This window comes from Nonomuraea muscovyensis, assembly GCF_014207745.1.
Lineage (GTDB): Bacteria > Actinomycetota > Actinomycetes > Streptosporangiales > Streptosporangiaceae > Nonomuraea > Nonomuraea muscovyensis.
The window spans coordinates 359,899-381,381 of sequence record NZ_JACHJB010000003.1; the positions used below are offsets into that span (position 1 = coordinate 359,899).

General features: G+C 71.6%; 23 protein-coding genes. 14 read left to right on the plus strand and 9 right to left on the minus strand.

All coding sequences use genetic code 11. The features are described 5' to 3' along the window. Position 1: 1 nt before the first annotated feature. Positions 2-643, minus strand: coding sequence for a hypothetical protein (locus tag FHU36_RS33335; RefSeq protein ID WP_185088067.1), 642 nt, complete (start codon positions 641-643; stop codon positions 2-4). Continuing rightward, complete coding sequence (locus tag FHU36_RS33340) at positions 640-1,299, minus strand: hypothetical protein (RefSeq protein ID WP_185088068.1); 660 nt, start codon at positions 1,297-1,299, stop codon at positions 640-642. The genes FHU36_RS33335 and FHU36_RS33340 overlap by 4 nt, the downstream gene beginning before the upstream one ends. A 170-nt stretch (positions 1,300-1,469) precedes the next feature. On the opposite strand from FHU36_RS33340, the gene FHU36_RS33345 reads away from it, so the two are divergent. The 4 genes from FHU36_RS33345 (at position 1,470) to FHU36_RS33360 (ending at position 8,569) form a co-directional block, all read left to right on the plus strand. After that, positions 1,470-3,407: a hypothetical protein gene (locus FHU36_RS33345; protein WP_185088069.1), complete on the plus strand. Its 1,938-nt coding sequence runs from the start codon at positions 1,470-1,472 to the stop codon at positions 3,405-3,407. Positions 3,408-3,514: 107 nt separating this feature from the next. Next, positions 3,515-6,514, plus strand: coding sequence for an ATP-binding protein (locus tag FHU36_RS33350; RefSeq protein WP_185088070.1), 3,000 nt, complete (start codon positions 3,515-3,517; stop codon positions 6,512-6,514). A 122-nt stretch (positions 6,515-6,636) separates the two neighbouring features. Then, positions 6,637-7,866, plus strand: a complete 1,230-nt coding sequence (locus FHU36_RS33355) for a MurT ligase domain-containing protein (protein WP_185088071.1) — start codon at positions 6,637-6,639, stop codon at positions 7,864-7,866. Continuing rightward, positions 7,856-8,569 carry a type 1 glutamine amidotransferase gene (locus tag FHU36_RS33360; RefSeq protein WP_185088072.1) on the plus strand — a complete coding sequence of 238 codons (714 nt, stop codon included), beginning with the start codon at positions 7,856-7,858 and terminating at the stop codon, positions 8,567-8,569. Before FHU36_RS33355 ends, FHU36_RS33360 begins: the two co-directional genes overlap by 11 nt. Before the next feature lie 86 nt (positions 8,570-8,655). Here FHU36_RS33360 and FHU36_RS33365 read toward each other — a convergent pair whose 3' ends face one another. Then, complete coding sequence (locus FHU36_RS33365; RefSeq protein ID WP_221497069.1) at positions 8,656-8,943, minus strand: YybH family protein; 288 nt, start codon at positions 8,941-8,943, stop codon at positions 8,656-8,658. Between the two features lie 225 nt (positions 8,944-9,168). On the opposite strand from FHU36_RS33365, the gene FHU36_RS33370 reads away from it, so the two are divergent. After that, positions 9,169-10,227 (plus strand): glycerophosphodiester phosphodiesterase family protein, encoded by a 1,059-nt coding sequence (locus FHU36_RS33370; protein WP_185088074.1) that lies wholly within the window; start codon positions 9,169-9,171, stop codon positions 10,225-10,227. Positions 10,228-10,334: 107 nt separating this feature from the next. On the opposite strand, the gene FHU36_RS33375 is transcribed toward FHU36_RS33370, so the two are convergent. Then, the gene (locus FHU36_RS33375) at positions 10,335-10,697 is read right to left on the minus strand and encodes a DsrE family protein (protein WP_185088075.1); all 363 of its coding nucleotides are present in this window, start codon (positions 10,695-10,697) and stop codon (positions 10,335-10,337) included. Between the two features lie 118 nt (positions 10,698-10,815). On the opposite strand from FHU36_RS33375, the gene FHU36_RS33380 reads away from it, so the two are divergent. The 3 genes from FHU36_RS33380 (at position 10,816) to FHU36_RS43855 (ending at position 12,173) form a co-directional block, all read left to right on the plus strand. Continuing rightward, complete coding sequence (locus tag FHU36_RS33380) at positions 10,816-11,289, plus strand: heme-binding beta-barrel domain-containing protein (RefSeq protein ID WP_246503031.1); 474 nt, start codon at positions 10,816-10,818, stop codon at positions 11,287-11,289. Beyond that, positions 11,286-11,582: a DUF2470 domain-containing protein gene (locus FHU36_RS33385; RefSeq protein WP_312892017.1), complete on the plus strand. Its 297-nt coding sequence runs from the start codon at positions 11,286-11,288 to the stop codon at positions 11,580-11,582. The genes FHU36_RS33380 and FHU36_RS33385 overlap by 4 nt, the downstream gene beginning before the upstream one ends. Before the next feature lie 387 nt (positions 11,583-11,969). After that, positions 11,970-12,173, plus strand: a complete 204-nt coding sequence (locus tag FHU36_RS43855; RefSeq protein ID WP_221497070.1) for a dihydrofolate reductase family protein — start codon at positions 11,970-11,972, stop codon at positions 12,171-12,173. 217 nt (positions 12,174-12,390) lie between these two features. Here the strand turns inward: FHU36_RS43855 and FHU36_RS43860 are convergent, their stop codons facing one another. Next, positions 12,391-12,789, minus strand: a complete 399-nt coding sequence (locus tag FHU36_RS43860; RefSeq protein ID WP_221497071.1) for a site-specific integrase — start codon at positions 12,787-12,789, stop codon at positions 12,391-12,393. 140 nt (positions 12,790-12,929) lie between these two features. Here FHU36_RS43860 and FHU36_RS45130 point away from each other — a divergent pair, with 140 nt between their 5' ends. Together FHU36_RS45130 and FHU36_RS33405 are read left to right on the plus strand one after the other, a co-directional pair. Beyond that, a complete protein-coding gene (locus tag FHU36_RS45130) occupies positions 12,930-13,145 on the plus strand; it encodes a helix-turn-helix domain-containing protein (protein WP_246503032.1) in 216 nt (71 codons plus the stop codon). Positions 13,146-13,264: 119 nt separating this feature from the next. After that, positions 13,265-14,104: a helix-turn-helix transcriptional regulator gene (locus tag FHU36_RS33405; RefSeq protein ID WP_185088077.1), complete on the plus strand. Its 840-nt coding sequence runs from the start codon at positions 13,265-13,267 to the stop codon at positions 14,102-14,104. Between the two features lie 13 nt (positions 14,105-14,117). On the opposite strand, the gene FHU36_RS33410 is transcribed toward FHU36_RS33405, so the two are convergent. Then, the gene (locus FHU36_RS33410; protein ID WP_185088078.1) at positions 14,118-15,653 is read right to left on the minus strand and encodes a long-chain-fatty-acid--CoA ligase; all 1,536 of its coding nucleotides are present in this window, start codon (positions 15,651-15,653) and stop codon (positions 14,118-14,120) included. A gap of 513 nt (positions 15,654-16,166) precedes the next feature. Between FHU36_RS33410 and FHU36_RS33415 the strand changes: the two genes are divergently transcribed. Then, the gene (locus FHU36_RS33415) at positions 16,167-16,964 is read left to right on the plus strand and encodes an NAD-dependent epimerase/dehydratase family protein (RefSeq protein WP_185088079.1); all 798 of its coding nucleotides are present in this window, start codon (positions 16,167-16,169) and stop codon (positions 16,962-16,964) included. A 500-nt stretch (positions 16,965-17,464) separates the two neighbouring features. On the opposite strand, the gene FHU36_RS33420 is transcribed toward FHU36_RS33415, so the two are convergent. Next, positions 17,465-17,719, minus strand: coding sequence for a transposase (locus FHU36_RS33420; protein WP_221497072.1), 255 nt, complete (start codon positions 17,717-17,719; stop codon positions 17,465-17,467). 167 nt (positions 17,720-17,886) lie between these two features. Here FHU36_RS33420 and FHU36_RS33425 point away from each other — a divergent pair, with 167 nt between their 5' ends. Together FHU36_RS33425 and ygfZ are read left to right on the plus strand one after the other, a co-directional pair. Next, positions 17,887-18,300, plus strand: a complete 414-nt coding sequence (locus tag FHU36_RS33425; RefSeq protein ID WP_185088080.1) for a Fur family transcriptional regulator — start codon at positions 17,887-17,889, stop codon at positions 18,298-18,300. A gap of 79 nt (positions 18,301-18,379) precedes the next feature. After that, entirely contained in the window at positions 18,380-19,318 is a 939-nt protein-coding gene (ygfZ, locus tag FHU36_RS33430; RefSeq protein ID WP_185088081.1) for a CAF17-like 4Fe-4S cluster assembly/insertion protein YgfZ, read from the plus strand. A 128-nt stretch (positions 19,319-19,446) separates the two neighbouring features. On the opposite strand, the gene dtd is transcribed toward ygfZ, so the two are convergent. After that, on the minus strand, positions 19,447-19,872 hold the full coding sequence (gene dtd / locus FHU36_RS33435) for a D-aminoacyl-tRNA deacylase (protein WP_185088082.1): 426 nt from the start codon (positions 19,870-19,872) through the stop codon (positions 19,447-19,449). A gap of 60 nt (positions 19,873-19,932) precedes the next feature. Here dtd and FHU36_RS33440 point away from each other — a divergent pair, with 60 nt between their 5' ends. Then, on the plus strand, positions 19,933-20,838 hold the full coding sequence (locus FHU36_RS33440; protein ID WP_185088083.1) for an asparaginase: 906 nt from the start codon (positions 19,933-19,935) through the stop codon (positions 20,836-20,838). 17 nt (positions 20,839-20,855) lie between these two features. Here FHU36_RS33440 and FHU36_RS33445 read toward each other — a convergent pair whose 3' ends face one another. Beyond that, positions 20,856-21,455 (minus strand): ankyrin repeat domain-containing protein, encoded by a 600-nt coding sequence (locus tag FHU36_RS33445; protein WP_185088084.1) that lies wholly within the window; start codon positions 21,453-21,455, stop codon positions 20,856-20,858. Positions 21,456-21,483: the final 28 nt, after the last annotated feature.

The window sequence follows — 21,483 nt, forward strand, 5'->3', positions numbered from 1 at the left end:
ATCACTTCTCCACGAGGGAGTAGACGTCCTGGGGGGCGGCGGCGAGCTTGCGGGCGGCCTGTTCGTCCAGCCCCAGGTCGATCTCGGCCTCCGGCGCGTACGGCTCGACCGGTATCGCCGACCCGGGCAGCGCGAAGACGACCTTGGCGTCCGGCAGCGCCGAGGCGGGCACCTCGAAGAAGAACGGCCCGCTCACCCAGATGTCCGGCTGCACCCACTTGTCGGCCAGCGTCCTTGCGGAGTCCACCCGGTCCGTGGCGGTGAACTTGTGACCCTCGGCGTCCATCAGCACCGGCTGGGCCAGGTGGTAGGGGCGCAAACTCGACTTGGCCGACGCCCGCACGACCAGGAACAGGTGGTCCGTCTCGACGGTCTTGGTGGCGCTGACCTTGATCGCCTTGGCCACGGCGACCGAGTCGAGCCGGACGGTGAAGCGCCGCGCGTCCACCTGCCGGCCCTTGTCGCCCACGTACGTCAGCGGAGCCGACGCGTCGTTCTCGGACAGGGCCAGCGACTGCAGTCCGACGGCGCCGCCCGCCAGCAGCAGCCCGACCACGGCGTTGAGCACCGGCGAACCGCCGCGGCCGGCCCGCCTGCCGCGGCGCCCGTCGGCCCGCGCGGGCGACTCCCGGGTGGCGGTCATGCCGGCTCACCCTCCTCGACGGGCAGCGTCACCCGGGCCTTCACCTCGGGCACGATCTTGCCTGCGGCCTCCTCGGTGACTTTCTGCCAGCGCTCGGTGGGGTCGTTGAAGCCTGGCTCGTACGCGAACCCCGCGACGTCCAGGGTGAACTTCGCCGGCGGCTTGTCGCCGGCCCCGAGCCGGTAGCGGACGATGACCGTGCTCTTGACCCCCGGATGGAGCTGGCGGGTCTCGCCCCCCTTGGCCACGGCGAAGACGGACGGGCCGGCGTCCGCGGGGAAGGCGGGGGAGATCTTCACCAGCGAGCTGGCGAAGCTCTCGCCGAAGGCGGCGTGCTCCTCCTTCGTCGGGGGAAGCCCGACCGACGTGGTCTCGTCTCCCTTGTTGGTCACCTCGAAGACCAGCTCCACGAACCGTCTGTCCTCGCTGAACGGCGAGTCGCCCGGCACGACCCTCACCCGCGACTGGACGAAACGCGTGGAGTAGCGGCCCTGGTCGAGCACCGCGCCCTTGGCCAGCGCCGGCGGTTCGTCCGGAGCCTCCCGCAGGCCGCCCATCAAGGCGGTGACACCGATGGCCGTGACCGCCACCAGGCCCAGGGCGGGCACCACCACCGGGCGCCCCTGCCTGTCGCTGCCGCCGGAGGGTTCGGTCATGGGTATGGATGGTAACGGGTCACAGTTGCACCATCTGCCGCAAAACTCCCTTCCGGCCGGTGTAATTGCCGAGAACCCTGCCGCAGTAGGGCACGTAGCTCTTACGCTGTCACGGAGCGGAGGATTCGAGCCCTCCTACTACTAACGACATATCGCGGCCGGAGGGTCACGTGGTGGACGTGCATCCCGAGCATGCGCAGCTCCAGGCGGACCGCATCTACCTGGGCTGGCAGTACATCCTGCTGCATCCCGATCCCGGCCCCCCGCCGAAGCGCCCCTCCCCGGCCGAGGAGGCGCCCGCCCAGGGGCCAGACCCCGACCTGGTGCGCCGCGAGCGCCTGCAGCAGGACCTGCTCAACCGGCCCATGCGGATCTTCCGGCGGTTCATGCTGGCGCTGACCGTGCTGCTCGTCGTGCTGGCCGTCGCCGGCTACCTCGACTGGTCCTTCGCCCTACTCGGCCTGGTGGCCGCCGGCGGCGTGGCGCTCATCTGCAGCTACGCGCTGGTCCAGGGCGACCGGGCGGTCCGCTACCGCATCCAGGAGCAGCAGGCGCGCGAGGACCGGCGGCGGCAGGAACGTGACAAGGAGTTGTTCCGCGCCCAGGAGGAGCACGCCCAGCGCTACCGCGAGTGGCAGGAGGTCAAGGAACGCCACGACCGCCAGCTCACCTGGTACGCCGTGGCCGTGCCCGACGACGTCGACCGCATCGACGTGGCGGGCGGCACGCTGCCCGGCTGGTCGGCGCTCGTCACGCTGATCGGAGCGACCCGCCTCTACAGCGGCGGCCACCTGACCGTGCTCGACCTGTCCGAGGGCGCGATCGCCAAGGACCTCATCGAGCTGGCCCGCAGGGGCGGCGACGACCCCCTCGTGTGGGTGCTGCCCACCGACCTGCCCCGCCTCGACCTGGGCGCCACGCTCAAGCCCGAGGCGTTCGCCGACGTGCTCGCCCACGTGGTGAGCGTCAGCGAGGAACACCGCTCCACCCGCGACCTGAGCTTCGACAACGCGATCCTCGAACGGGTGCTGGAGGTGCTCGGCGAGAACGCCACGATCAGCCAGGTCACCGCCGCGCTGCGGGCGCTCGCCCAGGTCGGCGACCCCCGCGACGATCTGAGGTACGGCCTCATCACCGCGACCCAGCTGGAGCGCATCGGCACGCTGTTCGGGCGCGGGGTGAGCGACCGGGTCGTCATCGAGCGGGCCTGGGCGCTGGAGTCGCAACTGCGCAAGCTGGAGACGCTCGGCACACAGGCCGTCCGGCTGCCGCCCGCCCGGCTGCGGGTGGTGAGCATGGACCGGCAGGCGGGCGTGTTCGGCAACCGGGTGCTCGGCACGTACGTCGCGACCGCCCTCACCCACATCCTGCGCCAGTCGCCCGCCTCCGACCGGCCCTGGTACCACACGATCATCGTGGCGGGCGCGGACAAGCTCCGCGGCGACGTGCTCGATCGGCTCATGGACGCCTGCGAGACCTCCCGCACGGGACTGGTGCTCACCTACCGCTCGCTCACCCCGACCGTCCGCGAACGGCTCGGCAGGGGGCACGCGGCGGTGGCGTTCATGCGGCTCGGCAACGCCGAGGACGCCCGGGTCGCCAGCGAGCACGTCGGCACCGAGCACCGTCTGGAGCTGGCCCAGCTCACCGAGACGATCAGCGACTCGCTCCCCGGCCTCGACGGCGGCTACACCTCCACCATCTCCCAGGTGGACGGCAAGGCGGAGGGGCACGGCGAGGGCGCCACCGACCTGGCCGAGGACATCACCGAGTCCACCGAGTGGGGCAGGACCGCCGACAAGATCGGCGAGAAGGAACGGGTGCTGCAGCGCTCGCGGGAGTTCCTCGTCGAGCCGCACCAGCTCCAGCAGCTCCCCACCACGTCCGTCATCGTCACCGACGCCACCGCCCAGGGCAGGCGGGTGCGGCTGGCCGACGCCAACCCGGCGATCCTCACCTTCCCCAGGACCACCCTCGGCGAGCTGGAGGACCTGCGCGAGGCCGTGCTCTCCCTCGACCCGAGACAGGCGCCCGAGGGCGGCGAGGAGGCCCCGCCCAACCTCGGCCCCCCGCCGCCGCGCCTCGACTGGCGCAAGGACCGGACGTGACGCCTGCCCCCCGAGTACCGCAAGGGCGGGTAATGACATGGTCAATGTCAAGGTGACGGGCTGACGGTCGGCGGACTTTACTAAAGAACCGTCTGTGGGGGGATGAAATGCAGCCGAGTGTCTCGCTGAGCGGGCCCTGGTACCGGATCCAATCCATCGCGGCACCCTCGCGAAGCTCGTCGGCGGAGTGGGACTTCGTCACCGTGCTGCCCGCCGTGCTGTCCGCCGCCCAGCGTGACCGGCCGTTCGCCATCGGCTGGCTGTCGCGCGGCTCGGGCGCGCCCCTTGAGCTGATCACGAACGCCGGGCCGCTGTCGCCGCCCCGGCAGCCGCGGCGGTCGACCGGCGCCCTCGGCGCGCCCTCCGGGCCGCAGCCGCTGCTCTTCCCCGGCGGCGCGCGCGGCGTGCAGCTCGGCGAGGAGTACCTGGCCGACCTGGCCGACCTGGTGTGGACGCCGTGCCCGGGCCGCCAGGCGCCACCGCTCGGCGGCAGGCGGGAGTTCGACCCGGACGAGCTGAAGCGGCCCACGCTGTTCGAGTCGACGCTGATCACGCTGATGTCGCGGCCGTTCGCGTGGCTGGTCGTGGCCGAGCCGACCGACCTGCTCGACGCCGAGGTGGCCCACCTGCGCACCCAGCTCAACGTGCTGCGGCAGTACGGCGACGCCTCCGAGCGCTCCCGCTTCGACGCCGAGCGGGCCGAGCGCCGCATGCAGGAGCTCGACGCCTTCCGCGAGGCGGGGCTGTGGAACGTCCGGGTGCTGGCCGGCGGGGCGACCGCCGACGAGCTGCGGCAGATCGCGCCCGTGCTCGTCGGCTCGGTCGAGATGAGCCACCACCCCTACCGGCTGCGCAGCGCCCAGGGCGCCGTCTACCCGCTCGCCGAGGCGCTCGCCATCACCATGCAGGACCCGGCCGACGGGGCCGCGGCGCCGTTCGCCGCCACGGCGGGCGCGCTCGCGGCGTTGGCGGGGCTGCCCCGGCGCGAGGTGCCGGGCGTGCGGGTGCTCGACGCCGGCTTCTTCGACGTGACCTCCGAGGCCGACGACGGCGAGCTGGACCTGGGCGAGATCCTCGACGGGCAGGACCGGGGCGTCGGCTCGTTCCGGGTGCCGCTCGCCACGCTCAACCGGCACGCGTTCGTCACCGGCGCCACCGGCTCCGGCAAGTCGCAGACCGTCAGGCACCTGCTCGAACAGCTCAGCCGCGCCCGCATCCCGTGGCTCGCCATCGAACCGGCCAAGTCGGAGTACGCCGCCATGGCCGGCCGCGTCGAGGCGTACGGGCCGGTGACCGTGATCAACCCGTCGGCCCCCGGCGGCGTGCCGTTCAGCATCAACCCGCTGGAGCCCGAGCCGGGCTACCCCGTGCAGGCGCACATCGACATGGTCCGGGCGCTTTTCATGGCGGCCTTCGACGCCGAGGAGCCGTTCCCGCAGATCATGTCGCTGTCGCTGCAGCGGGTCTACGAGGCCACCGGCTGGGACGTCGTCACCGGCGGCGCCGTGCCCGGCTCCAAGGTGCCGCCGAGCGTGCCGACCCTGGAACAGCTCCAGCAGCACGCGATGGACGTGATCAAGGAGATCGGCTACGGGCGCGAGGTGCAGGCGGACGTCGAGGGGTTCATCTCGCTGCGGCTGCGCTCGCTGCGGGTCGGCTCGGCCGGGCGCTTCTTCGAGGGCGGCCACCCCGCCGACATCGGCGGCCTGCTGGAGCGCAACGTCGTGCTCGCCATCGAGGACGTGGCCAACGACGAGGACAAGGCGTTCCTCATGGGCACGCTGATCATCCGGATCGTGGAGCACCTGCGGATGCGGGCCCGCACGGAGAAGTCGCCCGACCTGCGGCACGTCATCGTCATCGAGGAGGCGCACCGGCTGCTGCGCGACCGCGGCGCCGGCCGGGCCGCCACCCACGCCGTCGAGCTGCTGGCCGGCATGCTCGCCGAGATCAGGGCGTACGGCGAGGGCATCGTCGTGGCCGAGCAGATCCCCACCAAGCTCGTCCCCGACGTGGTGAAGAACACCGCGCTGAAGGTGGTGCACCGCCTGCCGGCCGAGGACGACCGGCAGCTCGTCGGCGCCGCCATGAACCTCAGCCCCGAGCAGTCCCGCCAGGTCGTCTCGCTCCAGCCCGGCTGCGCCGCGGTGTTCGCCGACGGCATGGACCGGCCGCTGCGGGTCCGGGTGCCGCTCGGCGAGTCGCGCGAACGGCTGGCCGACGGCCCGCCGCCGCCGATCCGCGGGCGCCGCTCGGCCGCCTGCGGCAGTCAGTGCCGCACCGGCCAGGCGTGCACGCTGGTCGAGCTGCGCGAGGCCGACGTGCTGGCCGACGCCCCCGACTGGGCGTGGCTGCGCATCTGGTGCGACACGGTCGTGCTCGCGTTCGTCACCAACCGGCCGCTGCCGGGTGTGCCCCGCGCGCTCGCCGCCGCCTGGTCCGAGCTGCCGGCGCGGCGCCGCGAGTGTCTGCTCGCCACCCTCGTCGAACGCTCCGTACGGCGACGCGCCTGGTCGCTGCGGAGCTGGATCGACCCCGCGCTGCTCACCGAGAAGGCCGCCGAGAGCGCCACCCGCCTGCTCGGCCGCCTCGACAGCGGGGGCGAGCGGCCCGGGTCCCGGTGGGTCGTCCCGCAGGTGCGCTGGCTGCACGAGGTCGACAGGCTCTTCCCGTACGACCGGCCCGCACCCGGCCTGCGCGCCCCGGCGCCGCCCCTGGAGTACGCCCTGTTCGGCCCGGCAGCGCAGCAGGACGCCCCCGAGCCGGTGACGGCGGGGGAGCCGGCTCAGCCCTCCCCGGCCGCGAACGGGCAGAGCGAGCTGCTCGGGCACCGGGCCAAGGCGTTGCGGCACCACCCCCTGTCCATGGAGATCGAGCACAACCGGGCGCTGGCCTGGCGGGTCATCCTCGGCGACGACGAGAGCGAGAGCCTGCAGCGCGACGTCATGACCGTGGCGATCGGGCTCGACCCCTCGGCCCGCCTGCGGCACGTCGGCCAGACCATGGGCGCGGGCTGGCTCGAAGGGGTGCTGTCGTGGCCGGCCCGCTTCGTGCTGCCGTTCGAGGAGGAGGGCGCGCCGGAGATCACCTTCGCTGAGCCGGGGTAGCCGCGTCCGGGCGTGACGGGCAAGGCTTCGGGTGTCACGGGGAAGGCTTCGGGTGTTACGGGGAAGTGTTCGGGCGTTGCGGGGTGAGTCGGCATGGCCCGGGCCGACTAGGATCCATTGCCATGACCCAGCTTCCCCTGCGAGCCCAGCTCGCGAGCGCCCTGGGCCGCAGTGCCGCCACACTGTCCAGGATGACCGGGCGCGGCGACGGTTCGGTGATCGGCGGGCGGGTCGGCCTGATGCTTGAGCCCGACCTGCTGCGCAAGCTGGCCCGCGACCGCAAGCTGGCCCTGGTCAGCGCCACCAACGGCAAGACCACCACGACGCGGCTCATCACCTCGGCGTTGCTGGATCTCGGCGAGGTCGCCACCAACGTGTTCGGCGCCAACATGCCGGCCGGCCACGTCTCGGCGCTGTCCCAGCACAAGGACGCCCCCTACGGCGTGCTCGAGGTCGACGAGAAATACCTGCCCGAGGTGCTCGACACCACCGGCGCCGGCGTCGTCTGCCTGATGAACCTCAGCCGCGACCAGATGGACCGGGCGGCCGAGATCTGGCTGCTCGCCCAGAAGTGGCGGCGGGCGCTGTCCGGCAGGCCCACCCACGTCATCGCCAACTGCGACGACCCGCTCGTCACCTGGGGCGCCTCGACCGCGGCCAAGGTGACCTGGGTCGCGGGCGGCCAGCGGTGGAAGGAAGACTCCTGGTGCTGCCCCGAGTGCGGCGGCCCCCTCGACCGCAAGGACGCCGACTGGGCGTGCCGCGAGTGCACCTTCCACCGGCCGGAGCCGCAGTGGATCGTCGACGACGAGGCCGTCATCGACCCGCGCGGGCAGCGGTGGCTGCTCGACATCCAGCTCCCCGGCCTGGCCAACCGGTCCAACGCCGTGATGGCGCTGGCCGTGGCCGAGGCGTTCGGGCTGCCGGTGGAGCGGGCGCTGCCCCGGCTGCGCGAGGTCACCTCCGTCGCCGGCCGCTACACCATGGTCGAGCGCGACGGCCGCCACGCGCGGCTCCTGCTGTCCAAGAACCCCGCCGGCTGGCTGGAGGCGTTCGACGTCGCCGACCCGCGGCTGCCCGTCATCCTGTCGGTCAACGCGCAGGGGCCCGACGGGCGCGACACCTCCTGGCTGTGGGACGTCGACTACCGCATCCTGCGCGGCCGGCCGGTGTTCGTCACCGGTGAGCGCCGGCTCGACCTGGCTCTCCGGCTCGACGTGGCCGACGTGCCGTTCGTGCTCTGCGAGACGTTCTCCGAGGCGCTGGCCATGCAGCCGCCCGGCCGGGTCGACGTGATCGCCAACTACACCGCCTTCCAGCAGATCCGATCGGAGTTCGGTCGTGCCGTCTGACAGCGCCCTTCGCATCGTCTGGATCTATCCCGACCTGCTGAGCACGTACGGCGACCAGGGCAACGCGCTCGTCCTGGAGCAGCGGGCCCGGCGGCGCGGCATCGAGGCCGAGATCGTCCACGTGCGCTCGGCCGACCCGGTGCCCGACTCCGGCGACGTCTACCTCATCGGCGGCGGCGAGGACCGCCCGCAGATCCTCGCCGCCCAGCGGCTGCGCAAGGACGGCGGGCTGCACCGCGCCATCGCCCGCGGCGCCTCCATGCTGGCGGTGTGCGCCGGCTACCAGATCATGGGCAGCACGTTCGGCGGCGAGGAGGGGCAGCCGGTCGACGGCATCGGCCTGCTCGACATCGCCAGCTTCCGGGGCCAGGCCCGCGCGGTCGGCGAGCTGGTCGCCGAGGTCGACACGGCGCTCGGCCTGCCGACGCTGACGGGTTTCGAGAACCACATGGGCGTCACCAGCCTCGGGCCGGGCGTCAAGCCGCTGTCGCGGACGATCGTCGGCACGGGCAACGGCGACGGCTTCGAGGGCTGCTACGCGGGCCACGTGATCGGCACCTACCTGCACGGCCCGGCGCTGGCCCGCAACCCGGCGCTCGCCGACCTCCTGCTGAGCTGGCGGGTCGGCGACCTGCCGCCGCTCGACGACACCCGCTACGAGCAGCTCCGCCAGGAACGCTTCAACGCCGTCCTGCCCCGCTAGGGCCCGTCTGTCCGTGGCCCGTCCGGGTCCTCGTCCGGTCTCGTCGCGAACGGCGCCGGGCCCGGCGACCCGGCCCGGCGACACCGTCAGGGGCGCAGGTCGGTGCGCGCGGCGCCGGTGGCCGGGTCGAGCGGCACGGACAGGTGCTTGTGGACCATCACCCACCCTCCGTCCCGCCGCTCGAAGACCCGCGTCCCGCGTGACCAGGTGTCGGTGCTCCGGCCGCCGGGGTGCTCGACCCGGACGTGGTCGAGCCCCCACGCGACCGCCAGGCCGTCCCTGGCGAGGATCTTCAGGCCCGGGACGTCCAGGCCGACGACCGTGTCCGGGGACGCGTCCAGGCCGCGCTCGCAGACCTCGCGGACCGCCTCCACTCCGCCCCCGCGTCCGCCCCGCGTCCGCCGCCTCGTCCGCGCCCGCTGCTTCACCGTCGCCCGCGCCGGCCGTCCCGCCCAGCGCCAACCGCCTCACCTCCGCTCGTCAGGCTACGTCGGCGGGCTCAGCCGATCACGTAACCTTCCCCTCCCGCTCAGCTCGCGTACGCCCGCCCGTCCCGGCGGTCGTGTGACATGCCAATCACACGGACCGAAGGAAGCACCATGAGCACACTCCGCATCACCGCCGCGACCGCGATTCTGGGCGCCGCCCTGACCCTGCCGGGCGTCGCCCACGCGGACGAGTTCCACGACGCCTCCCGGAACACCCTGGACCTGCAGGCCCACCGAGGCGGGCTGGGGCTCGTGGTGGAGAGCACGCTGCCGGCCTTCGCCAACGCGCTGGAGCTCGGGGTGAGCACGCTGGAACTGGACGTGCAGATCACCGAGGACGGCCAGGCGGTGGTCACCCACGACCGCCGGATCAGCGACCGCAAGTGCCGGGACACCGCGCCCGCCGTCGCCGGCGACCCCGAGTTCCCGTACGTCGGCAAGTACGTCAACACCCTCACCCTGCGGCAGGTCCGCACGATGGACTGCGGCTCCCTGACGCTGGCGGAGTTCCCCGGCCAGCGGGCGGTCCCCGGCGCCCCGATGGCGACCCTGCGCGAGGTGTTCGACCTGGTCAACCGCTACCGGGCACACGGCGTGCGGCTCAACGTGGAGACCAAGGTGGAGGCCGGCGCGCCGCACGAGACCGCGCCCAGGGAGCAGTTCGTCCAGGTGACGGCGGCGGAGATCCGGCGGGCGCGGCTGCTGAACCAGGTCACCGTCCAGAGCTTCGACTGGGGCGCGCTGATGCGGATGCGCGAGGTGGAGCCGCGGCTGCCGCTCGTCGCGCTCACCAACCGCGACTTCCTGCAGACCGGCCGGCCGGGCGCCTCGCCGTGGCTGGGCGGCATCGACGTCGACGACTTCGGCGGCGACCCGCTCAAGGCCGTCAAGTCGTTCGGCGCGGACGCCTTCTCCCCGGTGCACGGCTTCCCGCAGAACGGCAAGGTGACCGACCCCGGCTACCAGCCCTACGTCACCAAGGCCATGGTGGACCAGGCGCACGACCTCGGCATCAAGGTGATCCCGTGGACGATCGACGACGAGCCGACCATGAACAAGCTGATCGACGACGGCGTGGACGGCATCATCACCGACTATCCCGACCGGCTGCGGCAGGTCATGGCCGACCGCGGGCTCAAGCTGCCCAAGAAGTACGCCCCGAAGCCCTGACGCCCGTGCGGGTCGGCCGCTGCACGCCTCGTGGACGGGTCGTCACCGCCGGCGGGACGGGCCGTCCCTGGATCCCGGAGAGGTGGCGCTCCGGGATCAAGGGACGGTCAGTAGACCAGGGCCTGCGCGCCCTCGGCCACGGCCTCCTCGACGAACGTGGGCGCGCCGGCGATCCGGACGCCCTCGATGAGGTCGTCGACCGTGATGTCACGCCGGGCCGCGCACTGGGTGCACACCGTCACCCGGCCGCCCGCGAGGACGGCGTCGAGCAGGTCGGTGAGCGGGGCGGCGTGCGGCAGGCCGAACTCCTTGGCCCGGCCCGGCAGCGCGAACCACGAGGCCTCGCCGGTCAGCCAGAGGGAGACGGGAACCCCGCTCGCGAGCGCGGCCGCCGCGACCGTGAACGCCTGGTTGCAGCGCTCCGGGGCGTCGGCCCCCGCGGTCACCTTGATCACCAGTGATCGTGCCATGCCCGCCACCCTAATGCTCCGGCCGCGCCCGCGTTGCCCCAGGTGTCCGCACCTGTGGGCGGAGCCCTGCGGGCCGCCGGGGACGCCACTAGGGTGGGGCGGTATGGAAGAACCTGAGATGCATCCCGATCTCGAGCCGATCGCTTTTCTCATCGGCAGGTGGGAAGGCGCGGGGGTCGGGGGCTACCCGACGATCGAGAGCTTCAACTTCGGCCAGGAGATCGAGTTCGGCCACAACGGCAAGCCGTTCCTCAGCTACGTGAGCCGCACCTGGCTGCTCGACCAGGCCGGCGACCGGGTCAGGCCGCTGGCCACCGAGTCCGGCTACTGGCGTTCGCTGCCCGGCCGGCAACTCGAGGTGACGCTCGCGCATCCGACCGGGATCGTGGAGATCTACGTCGGCGAGGTCGTCTTCCACAAGATCGAGCTCCAGACGGACGTCGTGGCGCGTACGGTCACGGCCAAGGAATACACTGCGGGCCGCCGGCTCTACGGGCTGGTCAAGGGCAACCTCATGTGGGCCTACGACATGGCGGCGATGGGGCACCCGCTGACCTCCCACATGTCGGCCGAGCTGAAGAAGGTCGCGTGAGCGGCCCGTTCACGGCCGACGTCGTCGAGGCCGTCAAGCGCCACATGAACGACGACCACGGCGACGACGCGCTGGTCATCGTCCGGGGGCTGGGCGGGCGGCCCGGCGCGACCCGTGCGCTGACCAGCGGGGTGGACGCGGAGGCGATCGAGTTCACGATCGACGGCGGCGAGGTGGTGCGGGTGCCGTGGGGCGAGACGCTGACCGAGCGGCCGCAGGTCCGCATGGCCGTGGTGCGGCTCTACCGCGAGTCCTGCGCCGCCCTGGGCATCCCCGCCCGCGGCGAACACTGACCTTCCCGTCCTGCGCTGATCTTCCCGTTCCGCGCTGTCGATCCGGCGGCCCGCCGTCCGTGGAGAAGCGACGGCCGGGACCACCCCGGCGACGACCACGGGAAGAGGACCGCATGGGCAAGGTCATCGTGATCGAGCACCTGACGCTCGACGGTGTGATGCAGGCTGCGGGCCACCCGACGAGGATCCGCGTGACGGGTTCGAGCACGGCGGCTGGGCGAGCCGGGGCCACGACCCGGCCATGCAGGAGGTGACGGGCGCTCGACCGTGTCCGGAAGTACGTGGCGTCCACCACGCTGGCCGAGCCGCTGCCCTGGCAGCACTCCATCCTGCTCAAGGGCGACGCCGCGGACGCCGTGGCCGGGCTCAAGGGGGGCTGAGAACCTGGTGGTGGTCGGCAGCGGGACGCTCGTCCGGTCGCTGCTCGCGCGCGACCGCGTCGACGAGCTGGTGCTCCTGATCCATCCGCTGGTGCTGGGGTCCGGCCGCCGGCTGTGGACCGGCGGTGGACCGGCCGCCCTCCGGCCGGCCGACTCCGTGACGACCGGCACCGGCGTCATCATCGCCGCGTACGGGCCCGCGACGGGCTGAGCCGCGCGGCGGAGACCTCAGGGGCGGGCCGGCAAAGGGGCATGAAAAAGGGCCCCGGGCAAGCTTCCGCCTGTCGGACAGGCGGGCTGGATGGACCATGGTCGGGATGGGTTCCCGCCCTCCAGCTGCCGGGGGCCCCGGTGGTTGCCTCGTATTCGCCGAACGGCGCGAGACGGGGCGTCCGCGTCGTCAGCGGACAACCACCTCGCTAGCCCAACTATGAATCACCATTGTTTGGACCACCTCCTTTCCGCGTGTTTGCACGATATGCACCGGATCCAACCCGGGGCAAGCCGTTTAAATCAGGCACCGGTCCGGGTGGGCCTGAACTCCCTTGTCGGGCCGGTGGTAGCGCCGTGGTAGCAGCCCGCCAATGATCAGCGTCGGTCTTGGTGCGGCGGTGTAGCAGCTTGCCGGCGACTCGCTGGAGTTGCCAGCCGATCGTCATCTCGGCCTGGTCGAGGTCGACGTCGTCCCAGCGCAGGCCGAGCGCTTCGCCGAGTCGGAGGCCGAGGACGAGGACCAGGACGTAGGCCGGGTACATCAGGTCTTCGCGGTTGCGCGCCGACTCCAGGAACGTCCGTGCCTCGTCGACGGACCACGGCTTGACGTTCAAAGAGTGGAACCGTGCCAAGCACGTTGAGCAGGCCGGAGGGGAAGAGTCCCTTGCCGAGACCCGGCGCGTGGTTGACGATTTCCTCGACGCCTGGCAGCTTGCCCAGCGCCGCTCTGACGCAAAACGAGGTTGCCGTCCTGATGGGTGTGACCAAGGCGCGTGTCTCGCAGATCGAGCGTGGCGAAGTCTCGTCAGTGGATGTGGTGGCCCGTTATGTGGAGGCCATCGGCGGATGGCTTGAGCTCACCGCCAGCTTCCCCGGCGGCACCTACCGGCTACGCGCCGGCAAGATGAGGAAGCCGCGTAAACGACACTTCAAGTTCAGGGGCTCGCGTATCGAGTCGTACCGCGGGTGACCCCGGGGTTCTTCATGTAGCCGGCCAGCCGTCTTGTAGGGGAAGATCGAGCCCGTAGCCGGCGCGGGTACGGCGGCGGCCGGGCGCAGTCTGCTGACCCTTGGAAGAAGGGTGGAGTGATGTCGCATACCTGGCGCGGCTGGTGTCTCCTTCGGCCCGGTCTCATGCTGTACGGCGGCGCGGTCGGCGGCAACGACCTGCATGTGCATCACGCGGTCCAGCTCATCGTCGCCTCCGAGCCATTCACCATGGCCGATGCTCACGGCGAGCGGCTGACCACGAGCATCGCCGTCATCCCGCCCGACACTGGCCACACGGTGCTGACCGGCGCTCGCGACGCCCTGCTCGCCCACCTGGATCCGCGCAGTTTGCCGGGCCGGTCCCTGATCGCGCGCTCCGGCACCGGGCTGGGGGCTTCGTCCTGGTCGCCGTCCGCCGCGCGGACCGGTCACGGCCCTCTGCCGATCGCCCCCGTGAGCTCGCAGCCGGCGAGCCGCGTGGGAACGCGGCCGCTCATGTTCACCGAGCCGCCGGTCGGTCACGCGCGCTCGGCCGAGGCTGCGAGCGCGCTGCGTGCCGTCGAGGCGTGGAGCGGCCTCGTCGGCCCCGGCGGCTCCGGCGGCGTCCCGCCGCACCCGGCGGTGGAGGCGGCGATCTCCGTCATTCCCGAGCTCCTGGCAGGAGGACGAGTAAGGCTGCGGGCGGTTGCGGACGCGGTCCACCTGTCGCCGAGCCGGCTCGCGCACCTGTTCAGCGCGCACGTGGGGATCCCGCTACGGCCGTACGTGGGGTGGCTGCGCCTGCGGCGGGCCATCGACCGGGTGGCCGCCGGGGATACGTTGACGGCGGCCGCGCACACGGCGGGGTTCACCGACGGCCCGCACTTCACCCGGGCCTTCCGGCGCACCTTCGGCAACGCGCCCTCCGAGCTCGCCGCCGCGATCGACTGGTTACCCTGATTCCGGCGCGTGCCTAGCGCAGCTCACGCTTGAGGATTTTGCCGGTCGCGGTCATCGGCAGGCTCTCACGGAACTCGATGGTCCGCGGGTACTTGTAGGCCGCCATGTTCTCCCGGCACCAGGCGACGAGCTCGCTCTCACTCGCCATCGCGCCGGTCGACGGGACGACGTACGCCTTGACCTCCTCCCCGTACGAGCCGTGCGGCACGCCGACCACCGCCGCCAGCGAGACCGCCGGATGCGTCATCAGCACCTCCTCCACCTCGCGTGGGTAGACGTTGAACCCACCCCGGATGATCATGTCCTTGGTGCGGTCGACGATGGCGTAGTAGCCCTCCTGGTCGCGGGTGGCGATGTCGCCGGTGCGGAACCACCCGTCTCGCAGGACCTCTGCGGTCTCCTCGGGCCGCCCGTGGTAGCCCTTCATGACGTTGTGACCGCGGATGGCGATCTCGCCAGGCCCCTCGCCCTGGATGGTGTTCCAGTCGCTGTCCACCAGCCGCATCTCCACCCCCCAGAGCGGGAAGCCGATGGTGCCGGGCTTGGTGGGTCGGCTGAGCTGGTTGAAGCAGGCCGCGGGCGACGTCTCCGACAGGCCGTAACCCTCCAGGATCGCGATGCCGAACGTGGCCTCGAAATCCTTGAGCACCCCGACCGGGCAGGCGGCCGCCCCCGACACCGCCACCTGTAGCGTCGGGGGCACCTCGGCCTCGTCCGCGTGAATCTTCGACAGCATCGCCCAGTACATGGTGGGCACCCCGGCGAACATGGTCACCTTCTCCCTGCGCATGAGCTCCAGCGCCTGGCCGGGCTCGAAGCGCGGCAGGAGCACCAGGGTGGCGCGGCGGCGCAGGCTCACGTTCATGACCGAGGTCTGGCCGAAGGAGTGGAAGAGAGGCAGTACGGCGAGCGAGACGTCACCCTCGGGATCGGCGGGGAACATCTGGTCGCTGACCATGGCGTTGATCAGCAGGTTCGCGTGAGTGAGCTCGGCGCCCTTGGGCCGGCCGGTGGTGCCGGAGGTGTAGAGGATGGCCGCGATGTCCTCCGGCCCGGTTCGTACCGTCTCGAATTCCCCGGGCATCCCGTCCAGCGCTGCCCAGAACGACTCGCCGTACTCCGACTCGGTGGCCAGCGGCGTGGCGGGCAGGACGAAGAAGTGCTCACAGCCCTGCGTGCCGTCGAAACCCTCCCGCCCACGCGCCCCCATGGGCAGCTCATCGGTGCCCTCGAAGCAGAAGAGTGCCTTGGCGTCGCTGTCGGTCAGGTGATAGATGATCTCGCGCGGCTGCAGCAGCACGCTGAGCGGGACCACGGTTGCCCCGGCCTTGAGAATGCCGAAGTAGACGAACGGGAAGTAGGGCAGGTTCGGGCAGAGCAGCGCCACCTTGTCGCCCCTGCCGAGCCCCCGCGCTACCAGCAGGTTGGCCACTTGGTTGGCGACGGAGTCCACCACGGCGTACGACAGGCGCAGGTCACCGAGGACCAGGGCGGTCCGGTCCGGCGCGTTGCGGGCGCTGTCTTCCAGAACGATCGACAGATTGAGCATCGTGCTCCTCTCGTCGGAACGCGTCGTCCGTCCCCAGGATGCTCCGGCGGATCACGGCAGCACTTGTACGAACGTGCCGACTCCTCTCCACCCGCTCGCGCTGCCCGGTGTTCCCGGCCACGAGCGCCCGCGCCAGAGCGATCAACTCCTCGCGGGACATCTCCTTCAGACAGACCGGACACCCGGAGAACAAAGCCCGCCTACGCGTCCTGCCCGGCGACACACCCACGCAGAACTCGCTCCCACAGACACTTACCGCTAAACCTGCAAAAACAGGATCACGCAAAGATCGACTCATACACCACGTCCGTGGACGTGACCGTGTGCGGATCAGCTCGTGTAGCGATTGAGCAGAACGTTTGCCGAGACCGGTTTCGCCTCGGTGGTTGCGCAGCGTGTCGCGATTCCCGGATAGTCGAGGTGATGTAGATCCCTGTCTGTTGGCGTTCCTGTTCTGTCTCGACGCGACTTTCTGCGGCCGTGCTGTCGGTGGAGTGAGCCAGAATTGCAGTCATGGGAACAAGTTTTGGGACTGTGGTGGTCACTGGTGCGGCCGGGCGAATTGGGTCGGTGGTGCGGGTTGGTCTGCGCGGTGAAGCGGAACGCCTGGTGCTCGTCGATCGGGTTGGCCTCGCCGCGCAGTCGCCAGCCGAGGAGGTGCGGCAGCTTGATCTGCGCGACGCTGAGGCGGTGACAGCGGCCTTGGAAGGTGCGGATGCGGTGGTGCATCTGGGCGGGGTCCCGGATGAGGCGCCGCTGCCGGAACTGCTGGAAGGCAATGTTGGGGGAACTCATAACGTGCTGGAGGGTGCACGTCGGCAAGGGGTGGGACGGGTCGTGCTCGCGAGCAGTAACCGGCTCACCGGCTTCTATCCGGTCTCGACGACCATCACGGTCGAGATGCCGCCGCGTCCGGACGGTCTCTATGGGGTGAGCAAGGTAGCGGTTGAGGCTCTGGGGCGTCTGTATGCGGACAAGTTCGGTCTGTCCGTGGTGTGCCTGCGCATTGGGAGCTTTGAAGACGCGCCGACCGAGCGACGTCATCTTGCCACCTGGCTGAGCCCGCGCGACTGCCTTGGCTTCGTCCGCGCCGCTCTCACCGCCCCAGACATCAACTTCGCGGCCGTCTATGCCGTTTCCGCCAATACGCGCCGGTTCTGGGACGTGGGGGCCGGGTCGGCTCTGGGATACACGCCCGTGGACGACGCGGAAGCCTTCACACCGCGTATTTCGCCGGAAGGGGACACAGTGGAGCACGATCTGCAGGGCGGCGCATACGCCAACACGGAATACACGCTCCGACACCTCTGAGAGGGCGATTCGTGAGTGGATGCCCCTTTGATCGCTTGTACTGCATGAGCAGGGCTGGTCACGGGCTTGTCGCCGGGTCACGGACGCGGTTGAGCGAACAATCCCGGCTCGGTCTCCACCAGAATGCCCAGGCTGACCAGGCGTTTGAGCTTGGCTCGGGTGTTCTCGATGTTCTTGCGCTCCAGGGGAAGGTCCAGGGCCAGGCAGAGGTTGCGCTCGTGTGGGCTGGCCTGCGCCGCTCATGAGGGTGAGGATCTGCTGGTAGGCGGGGTGATCGGGGACCACGGGCGCTGGTGGCGGCGGGGGTGCCGGATCGGGCTCGCCGGCCAGGACGAGCAGGGTCTTGCGGGTGATCCGGAGGTGATCGAGGTCCTGGTCGAGTTCCCGCAGGCGGCCGGTCAGTTCCTCGATCTGGTCTCGTGTCTGTTCGATCTGGCTGGTCAGGGTATTCTCGCGGGCGTCGATCCGGTCCAGCCGCCACATGCCGGGATCCGAGGCGTTCACGCTGAGCGCCAGGTGGGGGTGGAGGTGCCGGTCAGCCGGCGGGTCATCACGTCGGTCATCGCCGAGTACACCCGCGATTCGGAGCTGGCCGGATCGTGTTCGTAGTCGCGCACCAGGCGCCGATGCAGCGACATCGTGCCGTAGGTCTGCTCCACCACCCGCCGCTTGGGCTGAGGGACGAACCCGACCTCGGCGGGGTTGCGCTCGACGATCTGCACGTCGATGCCGTGGGTGGCGCCGTGGGCCGCCACGCTGCTCTTGAAGCCTTGATCGGCCAGGGCGGTCTGGACAGCACATCCACAGCCAGTCCACGCTTGCGGCCCGGTACCTTCTTGGCCGCGTCCCGGCCGTATCCATGACGTTATGCGGTGCCCTTCGATCCGGGCAAGCGAATATCCCGCGGCCGTAGACTCGGGACATGACCGACACGCAGTGGCACGAGGAACTCCGTGCCAAGGGCTACCGGGTGACTCCCCAGCGGCAGTTGGTGCTCGAAGCGGTCAAGGAGCTCGAACACGGCACGCCGGAGGAGATCTGCGCCAAGGTCCGCGAGACCGCGCGCGGGGTCAACATCTCGACCGTCTACCGCACGCTGGAGCTCCTGGAGGAGCTCGGCATGGTGACGCACACGCATCTCAGCCACGGCGCGCCGACCTACCACCTGGCGGCCGAGGCCGACCACGTCCACCTGGTGTGCCGGGGCTGCGGCGAGGTCGGCGAGGTGCGGCCCGAGCTGGCCGAGGGGCTGGTCAGGGGGCTCGACGACGAGCTGGGCTTCGTCGCCGACGTGCACCACCTGACCGTCTTCGGCCGCTGCCGCTCCTGCCGCTGACCGCCTTCCGGCCCCGATGCGGCGGCGAGAGGCGGTGGGCGGGGCGGCGACGTGCGGCCGGGCGGATAACCTGGAGGACATGCGTAGCCCTCTGCTCGATCTCCCCGGCGCCGTCCCCGCCGAAGCTCCGGACGCCGACGTAGCCGCGCACTACGGCGACCTGTTCGCCGAGCAGCGCGCGCTGGCCAAGGGGGAGGCGGTCGTCGACCGCAGCAACCGCGAGGTGGTCCGCATCTCCGGGGCAGACCGGCTGAAATGGCTCAACGACCTGACCTCCCAGAAGCTCGACACCCTCGCGCCCGGTGAGTGGACCCAGACGCTCGACCTCGACCTGCAGGGCCGCATCCTCCACCATCTGACGCTGGTCGACGACGGGGAGAGCGTGCTGGCCCACGTCGAGCCGGGCACCGCCGACAGCCTCGTCGCCTATCTCGACCGGATGCGGTTCATGCTGCGCGTCGAGGTCTCGCGCGCCGACGACCTGGCGGTGCTCTCCTCGGCCGCCGAAGACTTCCTGGTGCCGCGCGCCGAGCTGGCCGAGCACCTGGGCCGGCCGCTGGCGGGGCTGTGGGCGTACGAGGCGCTGCGCATCGAGCAGCACCGGCCACGGCTCGGCTTCGACACCGACCACAAGACCATCCCCCACGAGGTGGGCCTGATCGGCACCGCCGTGCACCTGACCAAGGGCTGCTACCGCGGCCAGGAGACGGTGGCCCGGGTGCACAATCTCGGCCACCCGCCGCGCCGGCTGACCTTCCTGCACCTCGACGGCAGCGTCGACACGCTGCCGCCGCACGGGGCGCCGGTGCTGTTCGAGGGACAGGAGGTGGGCGTCGTCGGCTCGTCCGCCCGCCACCACGAGCTCGGCCCGATCGCGCTCGTCGTGCTCAAGCGCACGGTCCCGGTCGACGCCCCGCTTCTGGCCGGCGGCGTCGCCGCCGGCCAGGAGGTCATCGTGCCGCCGGACGCGGGCCGCAACGTCCAGATCGACCCGTCGCTGCGGCGTCGGGTGCGCTAGGGCCTCGGCCGTCACGGCACGGCCGAGGAGGGCGCCACCCGCCGCACGGGGCTGAGGATCTCCGGGAAGACGCCCGCCGCATGGGTCTGATGATCTACGCCCGCCGCCCGGATGGTGGCGGGCCGGGGTCAGACGTCCACGACGAGGGTGATCGGCCCGTCGTTGACGAGTGACACCTTCATGTCCGCCCCGAAGCTGCCCGTCTCCACGTGTGCCCCGAGAGCCCTCAGCTCGGCCACCACCGCGTCCACCAGCGGCTCGGCGACGGGGCCCGGGGCGGCGGCCTGCCAGGTGGGGCGGCGGCCCTTGCGGGCGTCGCCGTACAGGGTGAACTGGCTGACGACCAGCAGCGGCGCCCCCACGTCGGAGCAGGACTTCTCGCCGTGCAGGATCCGCAGACCCCACAGTTTGGCGGCGAGCTTGCGCGCCTCGGCGGGCGAGTCGGTGTGGGTGACGCCGACCAGCACCAGGAGGCCGGGCTCGTCGACGGCCCCGACCGTCCGGCCGTCCACCACCACGGAAGCCGACGTGACCCGCTGTACCACTGCTCGCATGGGATCCCATTCTGGCGCAGCCGGCGGCCTTCGTAGACTCATGCCGGAAAGGGGCGAGAAATGTCACTGGTGGTGGAGGTTGTCCGGTCCGGGTTCGTGGAGTCGCGGCACCAGGTCCGGATGCTGACCGTCGACGCGGACGGCCGGCCGGTGGAGGCGCACGGGGCGGTGCACGTTCCGGCGTCGCCGCGTTCGTCGATGAAACCCCTGCAGGTGCTGGGCATGCTGCGCAGCGGGCTGGACCTGGAGGGCGAGTTGCTCGCGCTGGCCTGCGCGTCGCACTCCGGCGAGCCGTTCCACCTGGACGGCGCCCGAAAGATCCTGGCCGGGGCCGGGCTGGACGAGTCGGCGCTGCTGTGTCCCGAGGACTACCCGGAGGACCGCACGGTCACCCAGCGGGCCCGCGTCCACATGAACTGTTCCGGCAAGCACGCCGCCATGCTCGCCACCTGCGCCGCCAACGACTGGCCGATCGCCACCTACCTGGAGCCCGCGCACCCGTTGCAGCGCGCGATCCGCGCCACGGTCGAGGAGCTGACCGGCGAGCGGGTGGCGGCCACGGGCGTGGACGGCTGCGGCGCGCCGCTGCACTTCGTGTCGATGGCCGGCACGGCCAGGGCCTTCCGGGCGTTCCCGCTGGGGGAGGCGGGCTCGTCCGAGCGGCGCGTCTACGAGGCGATGACGGCCCACCCGGAGTGGACGTCGGGCACGCACCGCCCGGAGACGGCGCTGATGAGGGCCGTGCCGGGGCTGATGCTGAAGGCCGGCGCGGAGGGGTTCGAGGCGTTCGCGCTCGGGGACGGTCGCGCGGGCGTCGTCAAGGTCGAGGACGGCGCGTCGCGGGCACGCACCCCGGTGACGGTGGCGGCCCTGGGATCGCTCGGCGTCGAGGTGCCGGACCCGCCGGCCACGCCGGTCCTGGGCGGCGGCGGGGTCGTCGGAGAGATCCGCCTCCAGCGCGCCTGACGCAACCATCGATCGGGTCACGCGCGGGGGCCGGTGGCGTCCCGGAGGAGGGCGGCGATCCGCATCTGTCCGCGGCCGACCGCGTGCTCGAACGGGGTCACGCCGTGGCCGTCGGCCAGGTGCGGGTCGGCCCCGGCGGCCAGCAGCAGCCGGACGATCTCCTGGTACGGCTCCGACCCGTCACCTAGGACGACGGCCTCCAGCAGGGCGGTCAACCCCAGGTCGTTGACGTGGTCGACGTCGATGCCGGTCCTGAGCACCTCGCGCACGTAGTCGACGTGGCCGCGTTCGCAGGCGGGGATGAGCGAGACGCCGCCGTAGCGGTTGGTGATGGTCAGGTCGGGGCCGGCGGGCAGCAGCACCCGCATCATGGCCACGCTGCCGGTCACCCCGGTCACCAGCCACGGCGTGTCGTGCTGGGAGTCGAGGGCGTTGGGGTCGGCTCCGGCGGAGACCAGGATCTGCGCCACCTCGACGTGGTCGGCGGCGGCGGCGAGCAGCAGCGGGGTGCGCCGCCGGGCGTCGCGCGCCTCCACGTCGGCGCCCTCGGTCACGGCCTCGCGCACGGCGGCGGCGTCGCCGATCGCGGCGGCTGTGAGAAGCTCTTCGTCGCGCACCCCTAGGTCCTTTCGCACCGGCCCCGCG